The following is a 20,066-nucleotide window of genomic DNA, read 5'->3' as shown; positions in this document are numbered from 1 at the left end:
GCAACTGCCCGGTTAAATATCAATCTGAATTATGCAGGAAAATAAAGATAAAAGCATTGAAGATCTTGTAGACGATGCCAAGGGTTTTTTAGAGGCCAGGGTTGAGTATACAAGACTTTACCTGGTAGAAAAAGTCTCTAAAGTTTTTGCCGATTTAGTAACCAGTACGGTAGTTATTGTTTGTTTTATATTGGCCTTTCTATTTGGCTCAGTAACTTTGGCGCTTTATCTGTCTGATCTTTTAGGTAGCTATGCAGGAGGCTTTGGTTGTGTTTCCTTATTTTATATTCTAATCGCACTAGGTGTTTATTTAACTAAAGATAAGTATATTGAAAAGGCAATTATTAATGTAGCCATTAGAAGATACTTTGATAAACTTGCAGATAAGGAGGAAGATGAGAAGGTATAAAGACATCCGTAACCTAGAAGACCTGCAGGCTAGAAAATTAGAACTTAAGGTTGAATACACCCTTAAGCAAAATATGCTTAAATCGGATTCAAAGACTTACTTTCACCAGTTTACCTTGGGTGCATTGATAAAAAGATACGCTACACCAAGTAACCTGTTTAAAGTTGACGAAAAATTAAATATTAGCGGAACCGCCATGTCGTTGCTTTTGCCGATGTTTATGAATAAAACCCTATTTAGAGGCGCTGGTTTTTTAACCAAAGCGGCTGTAGGTCTGGTTTCAGGCAAAATTGGTAAATCGCTTGATGCGGAACATTTGTCGGCCATTTTTAATTCAGTTAAGAGCTGGTTGGGAAAAAAGAAAGAGAAAAAAGAAAAGAAATTTGTAGACTATGGCATTCCGCCTGATAGTGAAACGTATTAGTTAAATGGTTCATTAGCCATTTGTTCATTTTGAGCAATTGCCAAATGATCTTAAATCAAAAGCCTCAGGATTCTAAATCCTGAGGCTTTTTGATGCGTTTTGTCACTCTGCCACGATTTTACATTGGGATCTTCTTAAAAAGATGCTGAAACAAGTTCAGCATGACGGATCTGTCTATAAATCTGTCTTAATCTTCAATTCTTTCAATTGCTTCTCATCAATAGTGCTTGGACTATCGATCATTACATCTCTTCCAGAGTTGTTTTTAGGGAAAGCAATCACATCACGGATGGAATCTAAACCTGCGAAAATTGAGGTTAAACGATCGAAACCAAAGGCAATACCGCCATGAGGAGGTGCACCAAATTCAAAAGCATCCATCAAGAAACCAAATTGTTTTTGCGCTTCTTCTGCACTGAAACCTAAATGTTTAAACATTAAAGCCTGTAAAGCCCTGTCGTGGATACGGATCGATCCGCCACCAACTTCGGTTCCGTTGATTACCATATCGTAAGCATTGGCGCGTACTTCGCCAGGTTTAGTGTCCAATAAAGCAATATCTTCAGGTTTTGGAGAAGTGAACGGGTGGTGCATCGCATGGTAACGTTTAGTTTCTTCATCCCATTCTAAAAGTGGGAAATCCAATACCCAAAGGGCAGAGAATGTGTTTTTATCGCGTAAACCTAAGCGGTTACCCATTTCTAAACGAAGCTCATTTAACTGTTTGCGTACTTTATCGGTAGAGCCGGCTAAAATCAATAATAAATCGCCCTTTTCTGTACCGAAAGCTTCGCTCCACTGTTTAAGATCTTCTTCGTTAAAAAATTTATCTACTGATGATTTAATGGTTCCGTCTTCGTTATGGCGCGCATAAATCAAACCTGTAGCACCAATCTGCGGACGTTTGATGAAATCGGTTAATTCATCTAACTGCTTACGTGTATAACTTGCCGCGCCTTTTGCATTGATACCAACCACTAGCTCGGCATTATCGAAAACCGGGAAGCCTTTGCCTTTTACCAAATGGTTAAGCTCAACAAACTGCATGGCAAAACGGGTATCAGGTTTGTCAGAACCGTATAAACGCATCGCATCTGCATATTGCATACGCGGTACTTCCGGTAAATCGTAATTACGCACTTCTTTAAATAAAGTACGGATCAGCCCTTCAAAAGTGTTTAATATATCTTCTTGTTCGATGAAAGACATTTCGCAGTCGATCTGGGTAAACTCTGGCTGACGGTCGGCTCTTAAATCTTCATCCCTGAAACATTTTACAATCTGGAAATAACGGTCGAAACCCGAAACCATCAACAATTGTTTGAAGGTTTGTGGCGATTGAGGCAAAGCATAAAACTCGCCTTCGTTCATGCGGCTAGGCACCACGAAATCTCTTGCACCTTCTGGTGTAGATTTAATCAACACAGGTGTTTCTACTTCGATAAAATCCAAAGCATCTAAATAACGGCGAACCGATTGTGCCATTTTATGACGTAAAACCAGATTATTGCGAACCGGATTACGGCGTAAATCTAAATAACGGTATTTCATGCGCAGCTCATCGCCACCGTCCGTTTCATCATCGATCATGAATGGAGGTAATTTTGCAGCATTTAAAATCTCTAAAGCAGAAACTTTAATCTCCACATCCCCGGTCGACATTTTTGGGTTTTTATTGCTTCTTTCTACAACGGTACCTATCGCTTTAATTACAAACTCACGTCCTAAAGTTCGTGCAGTTTCACAAAGCGCTTTATTATCGTCCATGTTAAAAACCAACTGGGTAATACCATAACGATCGCGGATGTCGATAAAAGTCATACCGCCTAAATCTCTTGATTTTTGTACCCAACCACATAGCGTAACACTTTCGCCTAAGTTATTTAGGTTTAATGCACCACAAGTTACTGTTCTTAACATATATTGTAATCTAAATTGAGCGGCAAAAATACCGATTTTGTTTTAAACTTTAGAGTAGAAGATTTAAGGAAATTTTGCGCCCCCTAATTTGTTGTTTTAGGCCACGAAGATGCTAAGGCTAAAAAGAAAATAATTGACAATTTTCTAATTAAGTGTCAGTTGTAATGTCGTCCCACCTATCCTCGTAAAATGTAATCCAATTAATGGCCTGATGCCATTCCTGAACAACATCAGGATTAATATTTGGAATTTCTGTATTATCTATTCTGGCTTGTTTTATTGCCCAATGAATTCTGTAAATTAAGTCTGAAGCATCAAGGATTTCGGCAGTATCCCTGATCACTGCTCCATTTACAAACTCTTCACTCGGCTCCATGTATCCGGGAATCAAATTGATTGTACCGGAAGCTTCATCAATAGGTAAACCCAGGTTGTCGATTTTATTTATCGACCATAATAATACGTTAATACATTCAGCACGCCAGGAAAGATTCATCGCCTCTTTTTCACTTAACAAAACTTTATTAAAAAGTTCCTTCTCCTTTATTGAAACGTACTCCCATAAATTTTCTGCTTTGAGATAAGTGATAATATCCTCTTTATCATCACTCTCTATCGAAGTACACAAATAAGCAAGAATCAATATACGCTTTGCAATATCTGCAGCGGACCTAATTACAGCTTCATTTTCTTCCTCTATTAATGGTAAATAAGGATTTATTGGAATATTATTTTCTTTTAGGATGATTTCAGTTTGGTTTTTGCGTTGTTGAGCAGTCATGTTTTAATGATCAGATAATTTAGAATCACATCCTAAATTTATGCTTTTGATTTTAACCTGCTCAAAGTTTCTTGCGAGATATTTAAATAAGAGGCAACCATTTTGTTCGGTATGCGCATGACCACGCCTGGGTTTTGGGCAAGCAGCTGGCGGTAACGCTCTGTGGCATCGAGTGTAATAAACGACATTAAGCGGTTGGTGTTGGTTACATATGCATACTCCAGGTAATGGCGGTAAAGTTTCTCCCACTGAGGGATGATTTTAAGCAGGTGATAAAAATCGTTTTGCGAAATGTAATACAGGTTGGTATCTTCTATGGCCTGCACAAACTCCTTTGAAATTTCGTTGGTAATAAAACTGACCAAAGCCGTGGCAAACTGGTTTTCGAAAGCAAAATGCCTGGTAGCTTCAGTACCGCCTTCTGTCAGAAAAAAAATTCGCAAGCAGCCTTTGTCAACAAAATAAATGCGTTGACTCGTTTCGCCAGGACTGATCATGATCTCATTTTTCTTTACCTGCATCATCTTGAAATAAGACAATACCTGCTCCAAATCCTCATCGCTGATGGTGATTTTTTCTCTGATATAACTGGAAAGCTGTTCGTGCATTTAATTTAGTCTTAACCAAATGTAACAATATTTAGGCTTTAGAAGTGATCTTTTCGGCCAGTTTCCGTGCATTGGGAATAATGATAAAGGCGGCAAAATAAGCTATGGGCAGCATAACGCTCCAAGCCTGTAAAAATTTGATGAACCAGCCCTCGCCAAAACCATAGTTGCGCATTAAACCCACAAACGCCATAATTAATGTCATAGGAATAACCACGAAAAGTGTGTTGATGTATTTGAAATGTTCTTTTTTCATTTTTGATTTGTTTAATTTATAATCTATAATGTTGCAAAGGTGCAGTCATTAAAAATCTTAAACTTTGATGTAGGTCAAAAAAGAAAGCGGCTAATTACTTAGGAGACGGTGTTTTTTGCATCAGCAATCTTCTTTTAAAAATTATGAGAATAACCGTAAGGATTATAGAAATAATAAAGTAAACTTTCATATTTCTGATACGCTCACAAAGATTATCTTCAGAAATTACCGAAATACAGTCACTAGCTTTGTCTGTTTCATACTTCAGGCTTACCATTGTATTAAGTATTCCATAGGGGAATAAGAAGATACCGATTATTGCCATCATTAAAATGATGTAATACGCTGTTCTTTTTAATGTCATGTTATTTGAAATTGATGCTGATCATCTAAGCAGCTTTCGGCGTAATCAATAATCTCTTTTTCTGCCAAATTCTTTAATTTATCGTTTATAGGTTTATAATTTAGATTCGGCGAGATATCAATTACGAAATAACCATCACTAAACTTTTCAATTTCAGCACCTAAAGCTTCAAGCATGGTAATGATTTCATTAGTAGAACTTGCTTCTTTGTCCATTAATACCACCTGGATAGTAGAGTGGCCCGAAAAAGCAACAGTTTCGCGATAGGTTAACATACCTTCATTTTCATCATATTCTGCAAATACGAGGTCGTTGTAGGCAAAGGGTGCATAAAAAGGAATGTTTTCAATCTTATAATGACCTTTTTCCTGATCTACAGTTTCGCACCATAGGGTTTCTATCGTCCATTCCTCTAAGGCATCACTATGAAAAGCAAAGAGGACTTTTATTAGTTTATCTTCGTTCATTAATATTTCTCTTCCAGTACGATTTCAATAGCGATTGCTTTCCATTCGCCTTTAATATTTTTCCAATGGTAAATTTCTTCGGTTTGGATAGTTTGTTTTTTAGAAAAAATAAGCAGTTTTGGCTTTAAAATGACTGATTTTCGGGCAATTTTTTCGGTAAAAACTTCGTTTTCCAGAGAAGATTTAATGCGGTAATAACTGGTATGGATTTCCTTAATATGGCCAAAATACTTTTTTAAATCGATTGTATAATCACGTTTATTAAGCGCTATACCTTCTGCGGGGGTAAAAGTTAAGCTATCATCAAACATCGCAGTATAGGCCGTTATATCTTTATTTTCTAAAGCCTGATCTGCTTTTTTGTGTATCTCGTTTATTGCTGAAATGATTAAATCGGTTTCCATGACATGAAGTTAATTGTTTGTTTCAGGGATTTCAAATTTATGATGGTCAGGTAGCTGATTTTCCACAAATATCAGAACATGAAGCTGCTTGTTTTGTATTGAGTATAAATTATTTTTAGGTTTTGGAAATGAAAGGTTAGTATTTCATAGATACAGCGGTTTGCTTCAAGCACAGAACTGCTCATTTCCTATTAATAATAAAATGTTTTTCTTTTTAGGAAATGAAAGGGCAATATTTCATAGGTACTGTAGCCCCGCCATCCGCTTTACTTCGTTGCACTCCGTGTCCGCTCCTGTCGGGTTTAGGTACAGGGGTTTGCTTCAGGGCACCAAACTTTGTCAAATAAACCCGATTGCCGGGAAGAGCTTCCGATCCTTCATCGGAACTCGTAGCAGAAAGCGGGGCTGAAAAAGCCAAGAGCATAGAACCGCTCATTTCCTATTAATGATAAATTGTTTTTCTTTTTAGGAAATGAGAGGGCTTATTTCATTGGAGCGTGATGCTTCCTTCCTCGGCATGATCGTATATTTGATTCTATCTTAATACTGTATTAACATATTTCTCAACTTTTTTTCTACCTTGATGCAACGTTTTAAAATCCCTTATGTCTTATAATCAGAATATTCGAAATTTTGGAAGCCGTATACATCGATAAGAACCTAGAGCTAGTAAAAAAATGCATGCAGGGCAGCCGTGCAGCACAGTTTGAATTGTACAAATTGTATGCAAAGGCCATGTATAATGTGGCGCTGCGCATTTTAAATTACGAAGAAGAGGCTGAAGATGTTTTACAGGAAGCTTTTCTGGATGCGTTTACCAGAATTGTAGATTTTAGGCAGGAAACCACTTTCGGACTTTGGTTAAAGCAGATTGTGATCAACAAATCCATCAATTATTTGCGTAAACGTAAGATGGAGTTTGTAAGTACCGATGAGCTATCGGAAGTGCCTGATGAGGATGGCTTTGACGACAGTGAAGTACGGTTGCAAGCTGATGAAATTAGGGCAGCCATTACCGAATTGCCAGATGGCTATAGAGTGGTGTTGAGTTTATATCTTTTAGAGGGTTACGACCATGAAGAGATTGCACATATTTTAAAAATTAGTGAAAATACCAGTCGCACGCAATATATGAGGGCGAAAAAGAAGTTAAAAAGTATTTTAGAACAGAAAGGGATGAGAGATGAATAATAGATTAGAAACCTTTGTAAAGGAAAACCGTAAAGCCTTCGATGTAATGGAACCATCGGCAGGGCTTTGGGCAAAGATTGAACAGGAATTAGACAACAAGAAGAAAAAAAAGCCTGTAAAACTTTATTTATGGATGAGTGCAGCAGCAGCTATCGTGGTGGTTTTCGGTTTAGTTTGGTTATACGTAGGAAAATTACAAAACAAAGATTTAGAAATAGCCGACGTTAGTGCCTCGTATGCAAAGAAAGAGGTTCATTTTGCGGGTCTAATTACTGAAAAAAGAGATAGCTTGGCCATTTTCGCCTCGGCAAATCCAGAGTTGTATAAAAAATTTACTGCCGATCTGAAAAAGCTTGATGAAGATTATGAAAGATTAAAAGCAGAGCTGCCAACTTCGCCTAACCAAACTTTTGTGGTAAAGGCCATGGTTAAAAACCGCGAAATACAACTACAGCTATTAAAACAACAATTATTAATTATTAACCAGGTTGACGATTACAAAAGGGTTAACCAGATTTAAGGTAAACGCAATAAAATAATAGCCAGATTGGTCTTGATATCCGATTCTCGCTACTTGATACCAACAACGTACGCTCACCACATTAAATTGCTTATGCCAGCCGGCAGGTTTTAAGCCCTTTAATGTTTAACAATTAACAACATGAAAACAATAAAAATACTTTTAGCCTTTATGGCTTTAATTGCCGTAAAAACTAATGCGCAAGAAGGGGTGGTGAATAGTCCATCAGAGAAAATAGTTATAGAAAATGTAGAGAAATCGTCAACACTGGCGATGGTTAACACTTCAAAGTATAAGCAAGCAGGCGGTGATGCCGAACGTTCGAAATCTTTTAGCAAGAGTTTTAGTGTAGATAATAACGATAAGGTTAATTTAAACAACCAATACGGATCTATCCTAATCAAAACCTGGGATAAAAAAGAAGTGCGAGTGGATGTAGATATTAAAGCTTATAGCAATTCAGACAGCGATGTACAGAAATTGATTGATGGCGTGAATATCGACGCTGCTAAAAATGGTGATGTAGTTTCTATCAAAACCAACATGGGCGACAGAAGCGGACGTTATGGACGTGGAATGAAAAATGGCGTAACTACCTGGAGGCGAGAAGTAAAAGTAAGCTATACCGTATTTATGCCAGCAGTAAACCCCTTAACGGTTCTACAGCAATATGGTAATGTAGAAATGGGTAATTTCGCAGGGCCAACCTCCTTAAAAGTAGAATATGGTAACCTTGTAGCTGGTAACTTAAGTAATACCAACAACTACATTAATGTTCAGTATGGTAAATGCGATATTCAGGACTTAAATGCGGCTGTAGTAAAGCACGAATATAACGGGCCTGTAACCATTGGTGCTGTTGGTACCTTAGAACTTAATGCAGAATATGTTGCTGTAAACATTAATACGATCAGAAAATCTGCTGATATTAAAGTACAGTATGGTAGAGGATTAACCATTGGGACGATTGGAGGCAACTTACTTTTAAATTCAGAATATGCGAAAGTAAACATCAATACGGTTAAAGGCAATACGGTTGCTAAACAGGCTTATGGCGATTTAAATATTGCATCGGCAGGGAAAATTGCAGTGAATGCAGAATATTCGAATGTTACTTTAGGCGCACTAAATGGCGATGCTAATATCAAAATGGATTACAACCGTTTAAATGTGAGCGAAATTACCCCAGCGTGTAAAAATTTCACATTCGGAGGCGAATATGTAAGCATCGGATTGGGCTTCGCAGATCGTTATAATGCAAACTTTAATGTTTCTACTTCGTACGCGGGCTTTAAATATGGTTCGAACGTAACATCAAACCTGGTAAGTAAAGACGATGAAACTAAAAAATATACTGGTAAAATTGGTAGTGGTGGTGCTGCAAACGTATCCATTAAAACCGAATATGGTTCAGTTACATTTAAATAAGATTTTCTAAACCAAACAAACCTTGAAGTCCTGCCAAATTGGTAGGACTTTTTTTATATTTAGCGCTAATGAAAACTTACCTTATTCTACTATTCTCTGTTTTTTCTTTCACAGCATTGGCTCAAGATGCTCCGGTTAAATGGGCTACGCAGGAAACTTTTTTTGAAGATTTAATAGGTAAAGATTTACCGCCTTTTAACGGTTTAACCATCAATAAAAAACAATTCTCCAATACCGATTTAAAAAATCAGGTAGTGGTGATTAACTTTTGGTTCGAAAAATGCCCGCCCTGTATAGCCGAAATGCCCGAATTAAATAACCTGGTGGCTAAATATGGTAAAAAGGCCGTAAGGTTTATCGGGATTACCCATGATAGCCCCGCCAGTGCCAGGCATTTTCAGAAACGGAACGGTTACAGATACGAAATTATATCATTGAGTAAATATGAGATCCGAAAACTGAATATCAACCACGGCTTTCCGTCAAATATTTTGGTAGGAAAAAATGGAAAGATTATTTACGCTACTGCTAATATTTCCTTTTCCGACCCACAGTTTAAAGCTAAATCGGTACTTTTTGAAGAGAAGTTAAAAAGTACATTAATAGGTAATTAGTAATTTCCAAAAACAGGGAAGAAACGAAAAAACTTAAAGAACATATTCATCATTAATTGGCTTAACAGGCTCTGGAATCTCGTCTTCTTCGAGCATTTGCAAAAGATTAATCTCTATCGTTCTGGTAATCTGGTTAAGCGGAACGCCCGCCGAATTATTTTCGAAAGGGTTAACCAAGCTCATCCCATTAATCTGCGTAGATACAAATACGAAACCGATTAACCAGCCCAAAAATATGGCTGCAGGCCCTGCATCCTGACTGATTACCAGGGTAAATGTTACCACAAATAGCCAGATAAACACTTTAGTTAAATATGTATAGGTAGTAGGGAATATGGTGTTTTTAATCCGTTCGCTCATACCCATAGAATCGGAAAACCGTGTAAGCATCTCATTGATCTCAATAAAACGGAAGCCATCAATAACATTTGCTTTTGATAATTTTTGTAAATCTCTCGATTGGATATTTAAAATGGCATTATGTGCATTATTGTGTTTCCTAATTTCCTTTAAATCTGCCTCAGATAAATACTTGGTGTAAATTTCATCTACCGCTCCCCTCAAGTTAGCCTTTAAAGCATATAAAAATGCAATGTGCCTGTAAATCATGCGTTTTGCGCTTTCTTCATCCTCTTCAACATAATTAATCAAAGCCCTTGCAAAGGAGCGTGAATCATTTACCAAAGCACCCCATATTTTTCGGGCTTCCCACCATCTATCATAAGCCTGGTTATTGTTAAAGCCAATAAAAAAGGCAATAGCCGTCCCTAAAACCGTTGGAATAATAGATGGAATGGAAAAATGATGTGCAATTAAATATTCACGTACAAAGTAAGCTGCGGTACAAGAGGCAATCATGATCAGATCAACCTGCCACGTATTTCTTAAAATTCTACTTAATCTAATGTTTTGTATTAAAAGCATATAATCTGATGGAAAATAAAATCGTTACGGATGAAAATACAAAACTAAAGCCGAAATGTTTGGTTATGTAACAAATTAAATGACAAACAGTACAGGTTGCCGATTGTCATTCAAATGTTTATCTTGGGAAACCAAATACTCTTATTACTTATGAGCGACAATTTACCCAAGAACAATATCTTTAAAGTAATCGGTGCATCATCTTTAGGCACACTGATTGAATGGTATGATTTTTACATTTTTGGTAGCCTTGCGGTTATCATTGGCCATCAGCTGTTTCCAGAAGATGCAGGTGCATCGGCACTCATTAATACTTTGGCTATTTTTGCCGCGGGTTTTATTGTTCGTCCGTTTGGTGCATTGGTTTTCGGCAGGCTTGGCGATTTAATTGGCAGGAAATATACTTTCTTGCTCACTTTGGTGCTGATGGGTGGATCGACATTTTTTATCGGTTTAATCCCTTCTTACAAAAGTATCGGCTATGCTGCCCCAATTTTGGTTTTAATATTAAGGCTCATTCAAGGATTAGCCCTTGGCGGAGAGTATGGTGGAGCTGCAACTTATGTAGCAGAACACGCACCTAAAGATAAACGGGGCTTTTTTACCAGTTGGATCCAAACTACCGCAACACTGGGTTTATTCCTTTCGTTGGGGATTATCGTAATCACAAAAAACATTTTAGGCGCCGAAACCTTTGGCGATTGGGGCTGGAGAATCCCTTTTCTATTATCGATCGTATTGGTTGTAGTTTCGATTTATATCCGCATGAAAATGCACGAATCGCCAATGTTTTCTAAATTGAAGGCCGAGGGAAATGTCTCAAAGAATCCATTGAAAGAGAGCTTTAACAACAAAGCGAATTTTAAAATGGTACTTCTGGCGCTGTTTGGTGCTACTATGGGGCAAGGGGTAATCTGGTATACGGGGCAGTTTTATGCACAGTCGTTTTTAGAGAATACCTGTAAGCTGGATTTTAACGATTCGAGATATATTTTGCTCTGGGGAATAGCTTTTGCCACACCGTTTTTTGTGGTGTTTGGTGCCTGGAGCGATAAGGTTGGCCGGAAATGGATTATGCTGAGCGGTATGCTTTTGGGTATTCTATTCTATCGCCCAATTTATCAAATGTTTTTAGACGATACCGATTATACAAAAATTGAACAGACTGATATTTTATCTGTTACTCCAGCTCCAGTAACTTCGATTTTAATTGCGAACTCAACTGATAGTTTACGAACAGTTTCTACTAAAGTAATGCTTAGAAATGGTGCTTCTTTTAACAAGGTGCAAACCGATACGGTTTCTGCAACAAAAGGAATCCTCTTAGGCAAAGAAGTGGTAAAAGATAAAGTTTTGCCTAAACCAGTATTCTGGAAATTTGTTGGCTTAATCTTCTTCCAGATTTTGCTGGTAACCATGGTTTATGGACCAATTGCGGCTTTTCTTGTGGAGTTATTCCCGACTAAAATCAGGTATACCTCTATGTCGCTGCCTTATCATATCGGTAACGGTGTATTTGGAGGGCTTGTGCCATTTATTGCAACACTAATTGCAAGCTTTTCTGGCGCTACGCCATTATCCGGCCTTTGGTATCCGATAGGTATAGCCGCATTGAGTTTGGTTATTGGCGCAATTTATTTGTCGAATAAAAGAGACGAAAATATTAACGATTAGATAAGAAGAAGATGAATACGTTAAAGAAATTTTTAGGATTGATTTGGATGGTTTTAGGTCCGTTAACAATGACTTTTTTGTTTATGCAAGCAATAGATAAAGTGGGCTTAACCCATACAGATCTGGAGCGTACCAATACCGTTCTGCAATGGGCAATTATCTTGTTTATTTTCCTCCCAATTAGTTTGGGCTTGATGATATTTGGCTTTTATGCATGGAAAGGTGAGTACGATCGCTTGCCGGAAAGTTCGGATGAATTGTAGTCTATAGGCTGTTAGGTAATATCTTTTCCTTAATTAGCTTTGCGGTTGATATTTTTTAATTCATTGTAAACCAACTGCGCAACTGCTTTGGCGCCTTCTGGTTGGAAGTGGGTATTATCTTTTTGGCCTTTTGGATAGGCTTCATATTTTGCCGAGTCTAAATTCATAAAGTAATGCTTGCTTACAAATTCATTGCCTTTTGTAGTGAAAAAACTTGCAGAAAGTGAGGTTAGATCTATAATGGGTGCATTTAATTCTTGGGCAACATCTTTCACCGCTTGTGGATACTCGCCATGGGCACTGCCCAGTTTGCCATCTTTCCAGGGGTAATTGCGGGTAACCGGTGTGATCAGGATCGGTAAAGCACCCTTCGCCCTTGTTTCTTTCACGTACATCCTTAAAAAATCTTTATAACCCGGGATATCAACATAACGTTCAGGTTTGTCTTTTGCGGCATCGTTGTGCCCAAACTGGATCAATACTAGGTCATTCTTTTCTAAGGCTGATAAAACTTCTTTCCACCTTCCCTCTTCAAAAAAAGTCCTGGTGCTCCTTCCTCCTTTTGCTTTATCAATAACCAAAGCGCTGTCGCTTTTAATCAGTCTGTTTAATTTTTTTAAGCTGTCTTTTTTTAAGAATTGTTGAAAAACCTGTCCCCAACCTGTAAGGGGATACTTTTTCTGTAGATAACCTTCATCTAAAGTATAGTCTGCTACGGTAGAATCGCCGATTAAATAAACCTTAACAGGTTTGGGTTTTATAATGAATGACATCAGTAAAACGGTGCCAAGGGCTGCGATAAGGTATTTATGTTTTTTCATCTTGTTATTTTATTGCTTGTACACGGAACCAATCGTATTCGGCAATTCCTGAATCATTGGTTTGGGTATCTCTGGAGGCAAATATTCCCATTTTTGCGCCGATCCATTGGCCCGCGGTTGCCTGGAACTCATCTCTTACATCAGTAAAACGAGTTCCATCTTCACTATAACTAAATTGACATTTTGCACCAGTGGTAACTTTAACCCTAAAATATACCGATCCCGATTTTAGCTTGGTAATTTCCTTTTCATTTTCGGTTTTTCCCTTGTCGGCACTTTGGCAAACGCCGTACACAAGGTACAATCCGTCTTTTTTACTTTTAATGCTAATCTGCGCATAACTTCTCCCCAGCACCACCAAACCCGTTTTTTCGTTTTCCAATTTTGGGTTAGGTTTAAACAAGAGTTTTGTTGTTGCCATAAATTCATCAGCAGGAAATTTCTGCATCAACAGGTTTGGAACATCCCAAAGATTTTTGGCATCATCAGGAATTTTCGAAGTATATAACTTTAATAAACCCTTGCCTGCATCAGTAAATAACCAGGTAGACTGCGGATTGGCCTGCCATTGCCATTGCAAGCCTAGTTTTGAGGTTTCAAACTCATCACTCTCTATCGGTGTTTCAATCGGATAAACCTTACCTACATTTGGTTTTTTATAGGAGATAACCGGTTCGCCTTTACCATCGCCATCTGCATCAAGCCCGATAACAGGCCAGTTATTGACCCATTTCATAGGCTGCAGGTGAATCACGCGGCCATAAGCATCTTTGTCCTGGAAATGAAGAAACCAATCCTCACCTGTTTGAGTATTTACCCAGGCACCCTGATGAGGACCATTTACGGAAGATTTCCCTTGATCCATTACTATTTTCCTTTCATATGGGCCGAAGATGTTTTTACTTCTCAAAATTAATTGCCAGCCTGTAGAAACGCCCCCGGCTGGTGCAAACAAATAATAATAACCGTTGCGTTTATAAAATTTTGGCCCTTCAACGGTTGGATCTAATTCATGCCCATCATAAACAATTCTGCCTGTTTCAGTTGTTTCTGAGCCGTCGCTAGTTAGCGGCATAATGGCTAGTACACTTTTTATTCCTGCACGGCTCCCCGCATAGGCATAAGCCAGGTATGCTTTGCCATCTTCATCCCAAAACGGGCAGGGATCAATCAATCCCTTACCTGCAATCACCAGTTTTGGTACAGACCACGCCCCTGTTATGGTTTTTGTTTTGGTTAAATAAATGCCAAAATCAGGATCTGGATAATAAATATAAAATTCACCATTGCGGTAGCGGATAGAAGGTGCCCAAACACCATTGCCATGTTGTGTTTTTTCGAAATGTTCAAATGGAGGCTGACGTTTTAACGCATGACCAATTATTTTCCAGTTGACCAGATCTTTCGAATGCAGAATCGGTAATCCGGGTATAGCATCGAAACTCGAAGCGACCATGTAAAAATCATCTCCTACACGGATAGCATCAGGATCGGAATAATCGGCATTGATTATCGGATTCTTATACATTCCGTTGCCTAAGTCGGAAACCCAAACTTTAGATATATACCCACTTTTTGGAGCGGGTTGGGCAAAGGTATTTATGCTAAAGCTTAAAATAAGGATTAAACTAAATAGATATTTCATTATACAATGATGTTTTAATATTTGGTCAGTTATTTATTTAGCGTTACGTCATTCCCGCGCAGGCGGGAATCTTAATGCGGCTTATGATTGGCATTAAGGTTCCCAATCAAGTTGGGAATGACGACGAGTCTATTTTATCAAATTAGCCTATCAACAAGATTAAGTCTTTTTTTATTTTTAGGCAAGTTGTTATTGTGCAATCGTTCCCGACATCGTTTGCAATGTTTAATCTCGAAAAAACTTCTTTCTGATGAATATTAATGTTTAAAATTGTTTATCATATATTTTAAAAACACGGCTGCGTTACAAAGTTTATACTTTTACGTGGCCGATTTTAATTTAAGCCTAACCAAATTGATATGAAAGCAATCATCCTATTTTTTCTGATAACTGTTTCATCAGTAGTTTATGCCCTAGATGTTAAGCCCGATTTTGTGGTAGCTGCCGATGGAAGCGGAAATTTTAAAACGGTACAGGAAGCGATCCACGCGGTGCCCGATTTCAGGAACAAAACAACTATAATCTTTATCAAAAAAGGTATTTATAAAGAAAAGCTGGTATTGGCCGCTTCCAAAAGGAATGTAAAGTTCATCGGCGAAAGTGTAAACGAAACCATTTTAACTTATGATGACTATGCCCAGAAGAAGAATGCTTTTGGCGAAGAAAAAGGCACCTCGGGTTCTTCTAGCTTTTATATTTATGGCGAAGGCTTTTCTGCTGAGAACATCACCTTCGAAAATTCATCAGGTCCGGTGGGGCAAGCCGTTGCGGTTTGGGCCGGAGGTGATAAATTAATTTTTTCCAACTGCAGGTTTTTAGGCTTTCAGGATACGCTTTATACCTATGGAGGGAACAACCGCCAATATTATAAAAACTGTTATATCGAAGGGACGGTAGATTTTATTTTCGGAGCTTCGACAGCCTGGTTTGAAAGCTGTACCATTTTCTGCAAAAAGGCAGGTTATATCACGGCTGCTTCAACTGCCGATACCACAAAATATGGCTATATATTCAACAAATGTAAAATCAAAGGAGATGCTCCTGCTAATAGTTTTTACTTAGGTCGTCCCTGGAGACCTTATGCAAAAGTTGTTTATCTCAACTGCGAACTGCCTGATTTTATCCGCCCTGAAGGTTGGAACAACTGGGGTAAAGAGAGTAATGAGAAAACGGCTTATTATGCCGAATATAAAAGTACCGGAAAAGGTGCCGATCCAAAAAGCAGGGTAAATTGGTCACATCAGTTAACCGAAGAGGAGTATAAGGCCTACATTTTGGAAAACGTTTTCCGTGGGTGGAATCCAGAGGCGAAATAAGATTGTTAATTAATTGATATACAGTTATTAAGTATCTTCTTGTGAGCGTCTTTTTGCCTTGTTTTCCGGTAACGATTGCATAGATTTCTCTTCTGTTTTAAGTGCAAACAACGTACACTTGTTATTACAATAACCAAGTATAATTTAACAGCGCAAATAATGAAATATATTTCTGGTCGTTTATGCCATATCAAAGCGGCTCTCGCATGCTTAATTTTATCTGCTGCAGGTTCTGCCATGGCGCAACAAAAGCAAAGTTTACCCATTATTCAGCAGGTTAAATTTAAAAATGATACAACAAGCATTATCCGCTTTGGCGCAAAAGGCGATGGCATTACCTTAAATACAGAAAGCATTAATAAAACGATTGCCAGTGTTAGCCAGAAAGGCGGCGGTGTGGTATTAATCCCTTCGGGTTTGTGGTTAACCGGACCAATCGAATTAAAAAGCAATGTAAATCTGCATCTAAAACGCGATGCCATCCTTCAATTTACGGCAGATTTTAATCAATATAAACTGGTACAGGGAAATTGGGAAGGTCAGCCTGCATGGCGGAACCAAAGTCCGATTTCAGGTGTTAACCTTGAAAATATCGCTATTACCGGAACGGGAATTATCGATGGGAACGGTGGCGCCTGGCGCATGGTTAAAAAAGATAAATTGACCGAAACACAGTGGAAAACCTTGGTGGCATCTGGTGGCGTAGTGAGGGCAGACGGAAAAATGTGGTACCCATCTGAGAAAACCGTTAAAGGTTCGAATACTAAAAATGCAGGTGTAATTGAAGCTGGTAAAACAGCAGCCGATTATGAAGATATTAAAGATTTTCTTCGTCCGAATTTGTTGGTTTTAATGGGTTGTAAAAAAGTTCTTTTAGAAGGTGTCACCTTTCAAAATTCACCAGCATGGAATTTACACCCTTTACTTTGTGAGGATTTAACCTTAAGAAACTTACAGGTAAAAAACCCTTGGTTTGCGCAGAACGGTGATGGTGTTGATGTAGAATCGTGTAAAAACGTATTGATTGAAGGCAGCACTTTCGATGTGGGTGATGATGGGATCTGCATTAAATCGGGAAGAGATGAAGCGGGCCGCAAACGTGGCGTACCTACAGAAAATGTAATTGTTCGCAATAATGTGGTTTACCATGCGCACGGTGGTTTTGTAATTGGCAGCGAAATGAGCGGTGGCGCAAAAAATATCTGGGTGTACGATTGTTCTTTTATCGGTACCGACATAGGCCTGCGCTTTAAAACTACCCGCGGCCGTGGTGGTGTGGTCGAAAATATTTATATCAACAACATCAACATGATCGATATTCCGGGTGAAGCGATTCTGTTCGACATGTATTATGCTGCGGTTGATCCGGTTCCATTGGCAGGTGAAAAACGCGAAGCCATTAAAACCGTAACGGTTCCGGTTACTGAGGCTACTCCACAGTTCAGAAATTTTTATATAAAAGACATAGTAGCCAATGGTGCTGAAAAAGCTATTTTTTTTAGAGGTTTACCCGAAATGAACATCAAAGATATCCACCTGGAAAACGTAACCATAAAAGCGAAGAAAGGGATTGAAATTATTGAAGCTGCAGGAATTTTCCTTAAAAACATAAACGTAATTACCGAAAACACCAATCCGGTGGTAATGATCCAGAACAGTTCCAACATCAATATCAGTAACTTAAAATACCCTGATAACAGCAAGGTTTTGTTCGGTGTTGCGGGCGAAAAAACAAAAGGCGTAAAAATTAGTGCAACAGATGTTTCTAAAGCCAAAACGGCTTCACTTTTAAGTGTCGAAGTAGATAAAAAAGCATTGGAAATTTCAAAATAATGAAAAGATCAGTTTTATATACAGCAGCTGCGCTCATCGGTTTTTCTATTTTATCGCAAAGTGGATTTGCCCAAAAGAAATTGTCAGAACAGTTAACCTTGACTGCAATGGAAAAATTATTTCAGGATACTACACTGTTAAAAGGTGCTAAAGGGCCTAAATGGACCTACGACATGGGCGTGGTACTGGAAGGTGCCGCAACGGTTTGGCGAAATACCGGCGATGGAAAATATTTCAAATATATCCAAAACTCAATGAATGCCTATTTGGATAAGGAAGGAAATATCAATACGTATAAACCTGATGATTTTAATATCGACAACATTAAAAATGGCCGTTCGTTATTATTGTTATACAAAGTTACCGGGCAACAGAAATACCTCTTAGCGGCAACAAAATTATACGATCAGCTACAAAAACAGCCACGTACCCAGGAAGGTGGCTTCTGGCACAAGAAAATTTATCCCAATCAAATGTGGCTGGATGGTTTGTACATGGGTGAACCGTTTTATGCGGAGTACGCCAGGCTAATGAAAAAAGATGAAGCTTTCGATGATATTGCCAAGCAGTTTATCCTGATGGAGAAAAATGCCCGCGATGTTAAAACAGGATTACTTTATCACGGATACGATGAAAGCAGAACGGAGCAATGGGCCGATAAAAAAACAGGCCGCTCAGCAAATTTCTGGGGCAGGGCAATGGGTTGGTACATTATGGCTTTGGTAGATGTGCTGGATAATTTTCCCGCCAATCATCCACAACGGAAAGAATTGATCGCCATTTTAAACCGTACCGCAACAGCAGCGGTAAAATACCAGGATCAAAAATCAGGTGTTTGGTTCGATATTTTAGATCTGCCAACCAGAAAAGGAAATTACCTGGAAAGTTCGGCCTCAAGCATGTTTGTATATGGCTTGGCCAAAGGGGTACGCAAAGGTTGGTTGGCGCCATCATTTATGGCTGCGGCAAATAAAGGTTACACAGGTTTAAAGAAAGAATTTGTTGAACAAGCAGGACCAGAAAGAATTAACCTGACCAAAACCGTTTCCGTATCAGGTTTGGGTGGAAAACCCAAATACCGCGATGGAAGTTTCGATTATTACATCAGCGAAAAAGTAATCACCAACGATCCAAAAGGTGTAGGCTCATTTATCTGTGCAGCTTCAGAAATGGAAATAGATCAGCTGCCAAAAGCTGGAAAAGGTTTAACCGTTACCCTTGATAATTTCTTCAATAATGAATACATGACTGGTCCGACCGGAGATAAAATCCCTTTCCATTACCTTTGGGAGGAGGATGATAACAACGGCTTCTCTTTATTTGGAAAAGTATTTAATGATGCAGGGGTTAAAACGGCTACCCTTAAAACAGCACCTACCACTTCAAACTTAAAAGGAAGTAACATTTACATTATTGTAGATCCTGATACGGAGAAAGAAACGGCAAACCCAAATTTCATGAATGCTATACATGCCAAACAGGTTAGTGATTGGGTTAAAGCTGGTGGCGTATTAGTGCTACTCTTAAACGATGCCGGAAATTGTGAAATTTCAAAATTTAATGTATTGCCAGAAACCTTCGGCATTCATTTTAACGAGGATAGCCGCAACAAGGTTCAAGGTTCGAACTTTGAACAAGGCGCTGTAAAAATCCCTGCCGGAAACTCAATTTTTAAAACAGCCAAGAAAGTTTATATCAAAGAGATTTCCACCATTGTAGCAAAAAAAACTGCCGTTTCTGCCTTAACAGATAATGGCGACGTACTTATTGCAACAGCAAAATATGGTAAAGGAACTGTTTTCTCGGTGGGGGACCCTTGGTTTTACAACGAATATATCGATGGCAGGAAATTGCCCGCAGATTTTGAAAACTTTAAGGCCACGAACGATCTGGTAAACTGGTTGATCAAACAGGCTCTGGATAAAAAGTAGGTTTTAACCACAGATAAATTAAATATTAGCCGCGGAAGCAAGGAAAAAGAATTAAGTGGTGGTCTGTGGGGACACAGACCACGGGAGTGGTTCCAGGTAAAATTAATCGCAGATGAAAAAGATGAACACAATTACGAAATAGAATTGTCATCCTGAGCCTGTCGAAGGGCCTGTTAAAATTACAGCAAACATCGTTTCGACAAGCTCAACGTGACAGATTGGATGAAAAAATACTCCGCGGTAATCCGTGCTTCCGTGGCAATAAACTAACAA

General features: G+C 38.5%; 20 protein-coding genes. 11 read left to right on the top strand and 9 right to left on the bottom strand.

The window, feature by feature from the left end:
- Positions 1–31 precede the first annotated feature (31 nt).
- Together FHT21_RS15770 and FHT21_RS15765 are read left to right on the top strand one after the other, a co-directional pair.
- Entirely contained in the window at positions 32–409 is a 378-nt protein-coding gene (locus FHT21_RS15770) for a phage holin family protein (RefSeq protein ID WP_167295741.1), read from the top strand.
- Positions 396–833: a hypothetical protein gene (locus FHT21_RS15765; RefSeq protein WP_167295740.1), complete on the top strand. Its 438-nt coding sequence runs from the start codon at positions 396–398 to the stop codon at positions 831–833. The genes FHT21_RS15770 and FHT21_RS15765 overlap by 14 nt, the downstream gene beginning before the upstream one ends.
- 174 nt (positions 834–1,007) lie before the next feature.
- On the opposite strand, the gene aspS is transcribed toward FHT21_RS15765, so the two are convergent.
- The 6 genes from aspS to FHT21_RS15735 form a co-directional block, all read right to left on the bottom strand.
- On the bottom strand, positions 1,008–2,753 hold the full coding sequence (aspS, locus tag FHT21_RS15760) for an aspartate--tRNA ligase (RefSeq protein WP_167295739.1): 1,746 nt from the start codon (positions 2,751–2,753) through the stop codon (positions 1,008–1,010).
- A 148-nt stretch (positions 2,754–2,901) separates the two neighbouring features.
- Positions 2,902–3,534 (bottom strand): DUF4272 domain-containing protein, encoded by a 633-nt coding sequence (locus FHT21_RS15755; RefSeq protein WP_167295738.1) that lies wholly within the window; start codon positions 3,532–3,534, stop codon positions 2,902–2,904.
- Positions 3,535–3,572: 38 nt separating this feature from the next.
- Positions 3,573–4,142, bottom strand: coding sequence for a Crp/Fnr family transcriptional regulator (locus FHT21_RS15750; protein ID WP_167295737.1), 570 nt, complete (start codon positions 4,140–4,142; stop codon positions 3,573–3,575).
- A 31-nt stretch (positions 4,143–4,173) separates the two neighbouring features.
- Entirely contained in the window at positions 4,174–4,398 is a 225-nt protein-coding gene (locus FHT21_RS15745) for a DUF2798 domain-containing protein (protein ID WP_167295736.1), read from the bottom strand.
- Positions 4,399–4,758: 360 nt separating this feature from the next.
- A complete protein-coding gene (locus FHT21_RS15740; protein ID WP_167295735.1) occupies positions 4,759–5,229 on the bottom strand; it encodes a DUF4265 domain-containing protein in 471 nt (156 codons plus the stop codon).
- Entirely contained in the window at positions 5,229–5,633 is a 405-nt protein-coding gene (locus tag FHT21_RS15735; protein ID WP_167295734.1) for a hypothetical protein, read from the bottom strand. Before FHT21_RS15735 ends, FHT21_RS15740 begins: the two co-directional genes overlap by 1 nt.
- 633 nt (positions 5,634–6,266) lie before the next feature.
- On the opposite strand from FHT21_RS15735, the gene FHT21_RS15730 reads away from it, so the two are divergent.
- From FHT21_RS15730 to FHT21_RS15715, 4 genes are all read left to right on the top strand, one after another.
- Positions 6,267–6,824 (top strand): RNA polymerase sigma factor, encoded by a 558-nt coding sequence (locus FHT21_RS15730; protein WP_208398969.1) that lies wholly within the window; start codon positions 6,267–6,269, stop codon positions 6,822–6,824.
- Complete coding sequence (locus FHT21_RS15725; RefSeq protein ID WP_223833440.1) at positions 6,817–7,344, top strand: hypothetical protein; 528 nt, start codon at positions 6,817–6,819, stop codon at positions 7,342–7,344. Before FHT21_RS15730 ends, FHT21_RS15725 begins: the two co-directional genes overlap by 8 nt.
- Positions 7,345–7,485: 141 nt before the next feature.
- Positions 7,486–8,772: a hypothetical protein gene (locus FHT21_RS15720; RefSeq protein WP_223833439.1), complete on the top strand. Its 1,287-nt coding sequence runs from the start codon at positions 7,486–7,488 to the stop codon at positions 8,770–8,772.
- A 68-nt stretch (positions 8,773–8,840) separates the two neighbouring features.
- Entirely contained in the window at positions 8,841–9,386 is a 546-nt protein-coding gene (locus tag FHT21_RS15715) for a TlpA disulfide reductase family protein (protein WP_167295733.1), read from the top strand.
- Positions 9,387–9,419: 33 nt separating this feature from the next.
- Here the strand turns inward: FHT21_RS15715 and FHT21_RS15710 are convergent, their stop codons facing one another.
- On the bottom strand, positions 9,420–10,310 hold the full coding sequence (locus FHT21_RS15710; protein ID WP_167295732.1) for a bestrophin family ion channel: 891 nt from the start codon (positions 10,308–10,310) through the stop codon (positions 9,420–9,422).
- A gap of 150 nt (positions 10,311–10,460) precedes the next feature.
- Between FHT21_RS15710 and FHT21_RS15705 the strand changes: the two genes are divergently transcribed.
- Together FHT21_RS15705 and FHT21_RS15700 are read left to right on the top strand one after the other, a co-directional pair.
- Complete coding sequence (locus FHT21_RS15705) at positions 10,461–11,984, top strand: MFS transporter (protein WP_167295731.1); 1,524 nt, start codon at positions 10,461–10,463, stop codon at positions 11,982–11,984.
- A gap of 11 nt (positions 11,985–11,995) precedes the next feature.
- Positions 11,996–12,247: a DUF6814 family protein gene (locus tag FHT21_RS15700; protein WP_167295730.1), complete on the top strand. Its 252-nt coding sequence runs from the start codon at positions 11,996–11,998 to the stop codon at positions 12,245–12,247.
- A gap of 29 nt (positions 12,248–12,276) precedes the next feature.
- Here FHT21_RS15700 and FHT21_RS15695 read toward each other — a convergent pair whose 3' ends face one another.
- A complete protein-coding gene (locus FHT21_RS15695; protein WP_167295729.1) occupies positions 12,277–13,068 on the bottom strand; it encodes a rhamnogalacturonan acetylesterase in 792 nt (263 codons plus the stop codon).
- Between the two features lie 4 nt (positions 13,069–13,072).
- The gene (locus FHT21_RS15690) at positions 13,073–14,713 is read right to left on the bottom strand and encodes a glycoside hydrolase 43 family protein (RefSeq protein ID WP_167295728.1); all 1,641 of its coding nucleotides are present in this window, start codon (positions 14,711–14,713) and stop codon (positions 13,073–13,075) included.
- 359 nt (positions 14,714–15,072) lie between these two features.
- Between FHT21_RS15690 and FHT21_RS15685 the strand changes: the two genes are divergently transcribed.
- From FHT21_RS15685 to FHT21_RS15675, 3 genes are all read left to right on the top strand, one after another.
- Positions 15,073–16,029, top strand: coding sequence for a pectinesterase family protein (locus FHT21_RS15685; RefSeq protein WP_167295727.1), 957 nt, complete (start codon positions 15,073–15,075; stop codon positions 16,027–16,029).
- Between the two features lie 159 nt (positions 16,030–16,188).
- A complete protein-coding gene (locus FHT21_RS15680) occupies positions 16,189–17,862 on the top strand; it encodes a glycoside hydrolase family 28 protein (protein WP_167295726.1) in 1,674 nt (557 codons plus the stop codon).
- Positions 17,862–19,793, top strand: a complete 1,932-nt coding sequence (locus FHT21_RS15675; protein WP_167295725.1) for a glycoside hydrolase family 88 protein — start codon at positions 17,862–17,864, stop codon at positions 19,791–19,793. The genes FHT21_RS15680 and FHT21_RS15675 overlap by 1 nt, the downstream gene beginning before the upstream one ends.
- The last annotated feature ends 273 nt before the right edge of the window (positions 19,794–20,066 follow it).

Source organism: Pedobacter sp. SG908 (genome assembly GCF_011759615.1).
Lineage (GTDB): Bacteria > Bacteroidota > Bacteroidia > Sphingobacteriales > Sphingobacteriaceae > Pedobacter > Pedobacter riviphilus.
The sequence above is the reverse complement of the archived record's forward strand: the minus strand, read 5'-3'. Positions and strand labels throughout refer to the sequence as shown.